The following is an 8,129-nucleotide window of genomic DNA, read 5'->3' on the forward strand; positions in this document are numbered from 1 at the left end:
GTGACCGCCGTCACTGATCAGGACCCCACCGAGCATTCCGACCAGCCGGACGACGACGCCCACAAGGCGGGCAGAGCAGCCGAGCCGGGCGCGCCGGACGGCGAACGTGCGGCGCGTACCGACTCCGCGGAGGCCTGGGACGACGGGCTCATCGCGCGCCGGGTCAACGAGACAGCCGAAGGAGGCCGGTTCCCCATGACGGACAGCCGTTCCGCCGCCCCGCCGACGGTGACCCCCCTGCTGCACGAGGAGCCGCTGCGCGCCCGGCTCGAGGCGCTGCGCGAACTGGTGGGGCTCTCCCGCACCCGGCTCGACAGCCGGACGCTGTCCGAGGCCGGCCGGGTGCTCGACGAGGCGACCGCGCGGCGCAGGCTCTCCGGGCAGCACACCGTGGTGGCCATCGCGGGCGCCACCGGAAGCGGCAAGTCACAGCTGTTCAACGCGCTCGCCGGGGTGACCATCTCGGAGACGGGCGTACGCCGTCCCACCACCGCCGCGCCCATCGCGTGCAGTTGGAGCGACGGGGCGGCCGGCCTCATCGAACGGCTCGGCATCCCGCCCCGGCTGCGCCGCCGGCCGCTGCCGACCGCGGACGGCGAGTCGCCGCTGAGCGGACTCGTCCTGATCGACCTGCCCGACCACGACTCGGCCGCCGTGCAGCACCGTCGGCACGTGGACCGCATCCTGGGGCTGGTCGACGCGGTCATCTGGGTGGTGGACCCGGAGAAGTACGCCGACGCCGTCCTGCACGAGCGCTATCTGCGGCCCATGGCGGCGCACGCCGAGGTCATGTTCGTCGTCCTCAACCAGATCGACCGGCTGCCCGGGGAGGCCGCCGAGCAGGTCCTCGACGACCTGCGGCGGCTCCTGGACGAGGACGGCATCGCCCTCGGGGAGTACGGCGAACCGGGCACGACCGTGCTCGCGCTGTCCGCGCTCACCGGGGACGGCATGGGCGAACTGCGGGAGGCCCTCGGTCAGTTCGTCTCCGAGCGAGGGGCGCCGAACCGTCGTATCTCGGCCGACGTGGACATGGCCGCGGCCCGGTTGTGGCCCCTCTACGCCACCCAGCGGCGGACCGGGCTCAGTGAACAGGCCCGGGAGGAGTTCTCCGACCGGCTCGCGGACGCGGTGGGCGCCACGGCGGCGGGCGAGGCGGCCGAGCGGGCGTGGCTGCGCAACGCCAACCGCGCCTGTGGCACGCCCTGGCTGCGGCTGTGGCGCTGGTACCAGGACCGGGGCGAGCCCACCACGAGCCGGCTCCCCTCACGCACACAGGCCGACGAGGAGGCCACCGCCCGTCAGCGGGTCGAGCAGGCGGTGCGGACCGTGGCCGACCGGGCCTCGGCCGGGCTGCCCGCACCCTGGGCGCAGGCGGTGCGCGAGGCCGCCGTCCGCGGCTCTCAGGGGCTGCCCGAGGCGCTGGACGAGCTGACCGCGCGTGCCGGAGTGCCGGCGGGGCGGCCGCCGCGGCCCGGGTGGTGGCCGTTGGCCGTGCTGGTCCAGGCGTCCATGACGATCGTGCAGTTCCTGGGCGGGTTGTGGCTGCTGGGCCAGATCATCGGGGTCATGGCGCCCAACCTGGGGGTGCCGGTGCTGCTGATGGTGATCGGCATCGTGGGCGGCCCGCTCATCGAGTGGAGCTGCCGGATGGCGGCCCGTGGCCCGGCCCGGCGCTACGGCCTGGAGGCGGAACGCCGATTGCGGGAGGCGGCGTCCGGCTGCGGCAGGGCCCGGGTACTGGACCCGGTGGCGGCGGAGCTGCTGCGTTACCAGGAGGTCCGGGAGCAGTACGGGAGGGTGGTGGGTGCGGGGCGGTGAGGTGCCGGGGCTATTGCCTGCGGCGACGGTGGGGCGGTGCTGCGACGTTGGGCCGTGCTGCGGCGGTGGGGCGCCGGGTGGGGTGGTGCTGCGGCGGTGGGGCGCCGGGTGGGGTGGTGCTTCGACGGTGGGGCGCCGGGTGGGGTGGTGCCGTGGCGGTGGGGCGGTGGCTTCCGGGGCTGTGACGGGCCGCCGGCGCCGTGCCCGCTCCTCTGCCGCCGCCCCCCGTCACTCCTGTGGGTGACGGCGTTGTCCACAGGTCAGCGGGGATCCACAGCGCTCAGCGGGCCCGGCCCGACGACGGCAGTCTGGAAGACGCAGCCGTACGGGACGGGCCCGTACGCATGTCGGCCCGGTGCGTTGCCGCTGACCGGGCGAGGGAGGGTTCGCGATGAACGAGACGATGGTCTGCGCGGTGGGCAGGGTGGCGACGCAGCCGGTGTACCGGGAGATGGCGTCCGGCCCGTCGGCGAGGTTCCGGCTGGCGGTGACCGCGCGCTACTGGGACCGTGAGAAGAACACGTGGACCGACGGGCACACCAACTTCTTCACGGTGTGGGCCAACCGCCAGCTGGCCACGAACACGGCGGCGTCGCTGACGGTCGGTGAGCCCGTGATCGTGCAGGGCAGGCTGAAGGTGCGGACCGATGTGCGCGAGGGGCAGAGCTGGACGTCGGCGGACATCGACGCCGTCGCGATCGGTCACGATCTGGCGTGGGGCACTGCTGCCTTCAGGCGCGCGGGCAAGGCGGAGACAGCCCCGTCGTCGCCACAACCCGAGCCCCATTGGGAAACGCCTCCCGAGGGTGCGTCACAACCGGCTCAACCCGCAGCACCAGCGCCTGCTCTGACGTGACGTCAGTCACCGGCTGACGCTGCCCGAACTGCGGCTTATCGGCGAGTGCGCACCGATGACCAGGGGTGGATTTGTCGATAAGCCCTGCTCGCCGGGGATCTTGGCGATAACGATTCCGAGTCGGATCACTCGTCCGACCGTCTGACTGGCGGGCGGCGTCCCCCGCGTCCCTAGGATGCCGGACATGGCTCTCGGGACACTTGTGTCCGGTGAGGCCTCTGATTCTGCAGGTGGGACCGTCCCCCCACGTCAACGGGTCCTGCTCGAAGGGGAATTTGGTGTTTGCTTCGTTCTCTGAGCTGTTCGTACACAGGCGAGGCGCGGCCCGCCTCGCCACCGCGACGGTGGTGTCCGGGCTGGTCGCCGCGGGCGGGCTGGCCGGTGCCGGCCGGGCGGTCGCCGACGAGACGACGCAGAGTCAGGGCGGAGCGTCCGCGACGATAGGCGGCCTCAAGACATTCGGCGCGGCAGTGATACACGCCGGCACCGGCGACCAGGACATCCCGGCGGGCCTGTTCGAGATGTCCGTCGACGGCGGCGGCATGCTGCAGACGTACTGCGTCGATCTCCACAGCCCCACGCAGCGGGACGCCAAGTACCACGAGACGCCCTGGAGCAGCACGTCCCTGGGCGCCAACAAGGACGCCGGCAAGATCCGTTGGATCCTGCAGAACTCCTACCCGCAGGTGAACGACCTCGCGACGCTGGCGCGCAAGGCGGGCGTCCGGGGCCCGCTGACCGAGCAGGACGCGGCGGCCGGTACGCAGGTGGCGATCTGGCGCCACTCGGACGAGGCGGCCGTCGACGCCCTCGATCCGCAGGCCGAGCAGCTCGCGGACTACCTGGAGAAGCATGCCCGCAACCTGCCCGAGCCCCGGGCCTCCCTCACCCTCGAACCCCCCGCGGTCTCCGGCCGTCCGGGGGAGCTGCTCGGGCCGGTGACGGTGCGCACCAACGGAGGCGCCGCGACGGTCACCCCGCCCGCGGACGCCGCCACGAGCGGGGTGCGGGTCGTCGACAAGCAGGGCAGGGCCGTCACCTCCACGACCGACGGCGGCCAGGTGTTCTTCGATGTGCCGGAGGACGCGGCGGCGGGCACCGCGGAACTGACCGTGCAGGCCTCGACCACCGTGCCGGTCGGCCGGGCCTTCGCCTCCGAGGGCCGCAGCCAGACGCAGATCCTGGCCGGTTCCAGTGAGTCGACGGTGTCCGCGACGGCCGGGGCGGCGTGGGCGAAGCAGGGCCCGGTCCCGGCGCTGTCGGCGGCGAAGAACTGCGCCGAGGGCGGCGTCGACATCATCGCGTCCAACAAGGGCGACGAGCCGTTCACCTTCGAACTGGCCGGTCTGCAGCACACCATCGCCGCGGGCGAGTCCCGCACGGTGACGGTCCCGCTCCAGGAGGACCAGTCCTACGACTTCACCATCCACGGCCCGGGCGGCTTCGAGAAGCGCTTCACCGGTCTGCTGGACTGCCTGACCCGCGGCAGCGACACCGGCACCACTACCCAGACCCTGAGCGAACCCAGCCCGGCGACGGTGGGCGGCACGGCCACGGACACCAACCTCGCCGAAACCGGCGGCTCGGCCATCACTCCCATGATCGTGGGCGTGGCCATCGGCCTGGTCGTGATCGGCGGGGCGACGTTGATCGTGCTGCGACGCAGGGACCAGACGGCGGGGGAGTGACCGGGGCGAACGCCGTTCGCTTCCCCGGGGGCCCTTGCCCGGTCGCGGTGCACGTCACGCGGCGAGAGGCACCTGCTCGCCCTCTGCCGGGATCTGGTAGTGACCCCAGATCTGGTTCAACTCGTGCTGGTAGTAGAGCGGATACAGACCGGCCACGATGAAGAGGATCAGGCCGATCCAGGGGTTGCACTCCTGCTCCATCCCGGCGGACCGCTCCATGCGGGCGATGCGCAGACCGGTGTTGTAGACCGAGATGAAGGGGGGAACGATCAGCAGCCAGCCGAGGGTGATGGCCACGACCGCCATGGCCGGATTGACCTCGATCCGGTCATCGAAGTCCCGGGCCTCGCGATTGATCTTGTAGTACCAGACCAGGTGATAGATGCCCAGCGTGATCAGCGGCCAAATGAGCCAGACGAGAAAGATGTTCCGGGTTCTTCCAGCGCGACCTGACATGACATACCTCCCATATGTCCAGTTCATCACGGTCGGCGCGGGGGCGCGCGGGGTGCGGCCCAAGACCTGAAGTCGCAGGTCAGCGGGTCGCGACATGCGGGCGGGGGTGCGGAGCAGTCACGCGGCAGTGGCGAAGCGCCATCCCGTTGTGGGCGGCCTGGTGATCGCCCGCGGGCCGTCGCTGGGCCGCACAAGGACGATCGAAGCCGGCCGACGGCGACCGGCAGTGACAGGCGAGTCCCAGCCGTCCCTCACAAAGAACCAGGTCAGCCGCCCCCGGTCATACGCGTTTCCACCCAGGGGTGGCGGTACGGCAAGATGGGGTGTATCTGCCCACTGCCAGTTTCAAGCTGCCGGACGGTTTCTCTTGGCTGAGTTCATTTACACCATGCGCAAGGCGCGCAAAGCGCACGGCGACAAGGTGATCCTCGACGACGTGACGACGAGCTTCCTCCCGGGAGCGAAGATCGGCGTCGTCGGCCCGAACGGCGCCGGCAAGTCGACGATCCTGAAGATCATGGCCGGCATCGAGCAGCCGTCCAACGGGGACGCCTTCCTCACTCCCGGTTACACCGTCGGCATCCTGCTCCAGGAGCCCCCGCTGACCGAGGACAAGACCGTCCTGGAGAACGTCCAGGAGGGCGTCGCCGGGATCAAGGGCAAGCTCGACCGGTTCAACGAGATCGCCGAGCAGATGGCGACCGACTACACCGACGAGCTCATGGAGGAGATGGGCAAGCTCCAGGAGGACCTCGACCACGCCAACGCGTGGGACCTGGACGCCCAGCTGGAGCAGGCCATGGACGCCCTGGGCTGCCCGCCCGGCGACTGGCCCGTCACCAACCTGTCCGGTGGTGAGCGCCGCCGCGTCGCGCTGTGCAAGCTGCTGCTGGAGCAGCCCGACCTGCTGCTGCTCGACGAGCCCACCAACCACCTCGACGCCGAGTCGGTGAACTGGCTGGAGCAGCACCTCGCCAAGTACCCGGGCACCGTCGTCGCGGTCACCCACGACCGGTACTTCCTCGACAACGTCGCCCAGTGGATCTGCGAGGTCGACCGCGGTCGCCTCTACCCCTACGAGGGCAACTACTCCAAGTACCTCGAGACCAAGGCCGCCCGCCTCAAGGTCGAGGGCCAGAAGGACGCCAAGCGGCAGAAGCGGCTCAAGGAAGAGCTGGAGTGGGTGCGGTCCAACGCCAAGGGGCGGCAGGCCAAGTCCAAGGCGCGTCTGGCCCGCTACGAGGAGATGGCCGCCGAGGCCGACAAGATGCGGAAGCTGGACTTCGAGGAGATCCAGATCCCGCCGGGCCCGCGCCTCGGCAACGTCGTCGTCGAGGTCAGCAACCTCACCAAGGGCTTCGGCGAGAAGCTGCTGATCGACGACCTCAGCTTCACGCTGCCGCGCAACGGCATCGTCGGCATCATCGGCCCGAACGGCGCCGGCAAGACCACCCTGTTCAAGATGATCCAGGGCATCGAGGAGCCGGACTCCGGCGCCATCAAGGTCGGCGACACCGTCAAGATCTCCTACGTCGACCAGAGCCGCGAGAACATCGACCCCAAGAAGACGCTGTGGGCCGTCGTCAGCGATGAGCTCGACTACATCAACGTCGGCCAGGTCGAGATGCCGTCGCGCGCGTACGTCTCGGCCTTCGGCTTCAAGGGCCCGGACCAGCAGAAGCCGGCCGGCGTGCTCTCCGGCGGTGAGCGCAACCGGCTGAACCTCGCGCTCACCCTCAAGCAGGGCGGCAACCTGCTGCTCCTCGACGAGCCGACCAACGACCTCGACGTCGAGACGCTCTCCAGCCTGGAGAACGCGCTGCTGGAGTTCCCCGGCTGCGCCGTCGTCGTCTCCCACGACCGGTGGTTCCTGGACCGCGTCGCCACGCACATCCTCGCCTACGAGGGTGAGTCCAAGTGGTTCTGGTTCGAGGGCAACTTCGAGTCGTACGAGAAGAACAAGATCGAGCGGCTCGGCCCGGACGCCGCCCGTCCGCACCGCGCCACCTACAAGAAGCTGACCCGGGGCTGATCGATCTTGCGGCACCTCTACCGCTGCCCGCTGCGCTGGGCGGACATGGACGCGTACGGCCACGTCAACAACGTGGTGTTCCTCCGTTACCTGGAGGAGGCCCGTATCGACTTCCTGTTCCGCCCGGAGAAGGACTTCAAGCAGGGGTCCGTGGTGGCACGCCATGAGATCGACTACAAGCGGCAGCTCGTCCACCGGCACCACCCGGTCGACATCGAGCTGTGGGTCACGGAGATAAGGGCCGCGTCCTTCACCCTCACCTACGAGGTGAAGGACGACGACCAGGTCTACGTGCGGGCCTCGACGGTGATCGTGCCGTTCGACTTCGAGGCCCAGCGCCCGCGCCGGATCACCGCCGAGGAGCGGGAGTTCCTGCGCGAGTACATGGATGACGCCGAGGAGGAGGCCGTCGCCGCATGACGGTGCTCCACCTCGCCGACGAGAGGGAGGCGGCCGATCTCGCCGCCTTCCTCTCCCGGCTGCTCCACTACGACCGTGGGGCCGCGGTGCGTCTGCAGGCCGCGGGCACCGCACTGGCCGTCTTCGGGCGGCCGCCGTCCTTCGAGGTGCTCGCCGTGCGGGCGGTGCGGCTGGCGAAGCCGTACGAGAAGGGGCTGGAGGTCACGCTGGACGTGACCGTGTCCGCCGGTGAGTTCCTGGAGACGGTGGACGAGAAGGCCTGCACGGCCGTCGTGCCGGGCGCGGTGACCGGGCCTCCGTGGGCGGGTGTGCTGCCGCCCCGGAGCGGCTGGCGGGCCGAGCAGGGGCTGCCGGCGCCGGACGCGCTGCGTGAGCTGGTGGCCGCCGTCGTCGCCGAATTCCGTTCGCGTACGCAGGAGTTGCCGCCCGAGGGGCGGACGCGGGCCGAACTGGACCGGATCGGGCGGGACGTCTGGTCCCGTACGGTCGGGGACACCCGGCTGCCCGTCCGGGCCGTGCACGCGGCGCAGTCCCTCGGCTTCCTGCGGCCGGGGGTGCCGCTGGGGCTGTTCTCGTCGGGCGCGTGGCTGAGGCTGCGCACGCCGTACGGGTCCGTCGCCGTACGCCGCGCCGGCCTCGGGGCCCTGGACGTCAGCGTCCGCTGAGCAGCCCCCGGAACGTGCCGACGGCGTCAGAGCCCGCTGAGCAGCCCCCGGAACGTGCCGTAGGTGTCAGCGTCCGCTGAGCGGTGCTTCCTGGAAACGTGCCGACGGCGTCAGAGCCCGCTGAGCAGCCCCCGGAACGTGCCGTAGGTGTCAGCGTCCGCTGAGCGGTGCTTCCTGGAAACGTGCCGACG

At 70.8% G+C, this 8,129-nt stretch carries 7 protein-coding genes; 6 read left to right on the plus strand and 1 reads right to left on the minus strand.

Going from position 1 to position 8,129, the window contains the following annotated elements:
- The 3 genes from AB0937_RS02840 to AB0937_RS02850 all read left to right on the plus strand — a co-directional run bounded on the left by AB0937_RS02840 (position 1) and on the right by AB0937_RS02850 (position 4,365).
- A complete protein-coding gene (locus AB0937_RS02840; protein WP_366709146.1) occupies positions 1–1,821 on the plus strand; it encodes a YfjP family GTPase in 1,821 nt (606 codons plus the stop codon).
- A 391-nt stretch (positions 1,822–2,212) separates the two neighbouring features.
- Entirely contained in the window at positions 2,213–2,677 is a 465-nt protein-coding gene (locus AB0937_RS02845; protein WP_366709147.1) for a single-stranded DNA-binding protein, read from the plus strand.
- A gap of 278 nt (positions 2,678–2,955) precedes the next feature.
- Complete coding sequence (locus tag AB0937_RS02850; RefSeq protein WP_366709148.1) at positions 2,956–4,365, plus strand: Cys-Gln thioester bond-forming surface protein; 1,410 nt, start codon at positions 2,956–2,958, stop codon at positions 4,363–4,365.
- A 54-nt stretch (positions 4,366–4,419) separates the two neighbouring features.
- Here AB0937_RS02850 and AB0937_RS02855 read toward each other — a convergent pair whose 3' ends face one another.
- Positions 4,420–4,821 carry a DUF4234 domain-containing protein gene (locus AB0937_RS02855; protein ID WP_366709149.1) on the minus strand — a complete coding sequence of 134 codons (402 nt, stop codon included), beginning with the start codon at positions 4,819–4,821 and terminating at the stop codon, positions 4,420–4,422.
- A 367-nt stretch (positions 4,822–5,188) separates the two neighbouring features.
- Between AB0937_RS02855 and ettA the strand changes: the two genes are divergently transcribed.
- The 3 genes from ettA to AB0937_RS02870 are packed head-to-tail and all read left to right on the plus strand — an operon-like array spanning position 5,189 to position 7,938.
- Positions 5,189–6,853 (plus strand): energy-dependent translational throttle protein EttA, encoded by a 1,665-nt coding sequence (gene ettA, locus AB0937_RS02860; RefSeq protein ID WP_366709150.1) that lies wholly within the window; start codon positions 5,189–5,191, stop codon positions 6,851–6,853.
- A gap of 6 nt (positions 6,854–6,859) precedes the next feature.
- The gene (locus AB0937_RS02865; RefSeq protein WP_362233024.1) at positions 6,860–7,273 is read left to right on the plus strand and encodes a thioesterase family protein; all 414 of its coding nucleotides are present in this window, start codon (positions 6,860–6,862) and stop codon (positions 7,271–7,273) included.
- Positions 7,270–7,938, plus strand: coding sequence for a hypothetical protein (locus AB0937_RS02870; protein WP_366709151.1), 669 nt, complete (start codon positions 7,270–7,272; stop codon positions 7,936–7,938). The genes AB0937_RS02865 and AB0937_RS02870 overlap by 4 nt, the downstream gene beginning before the upstream one ends.
- The last annotated feature ends 191 nt before the right edge of the window (positions 7,939–8,129 follow it).

The organism is Streptomyces sp. NPDC047880, from assembly GCF_040706515.1.
Classification (GTDB): domain Bacteria; phylum Actinomycetota; class Actinomycetes; order Streptomycetales; family Streptomycetaceae; genus Streptomyces.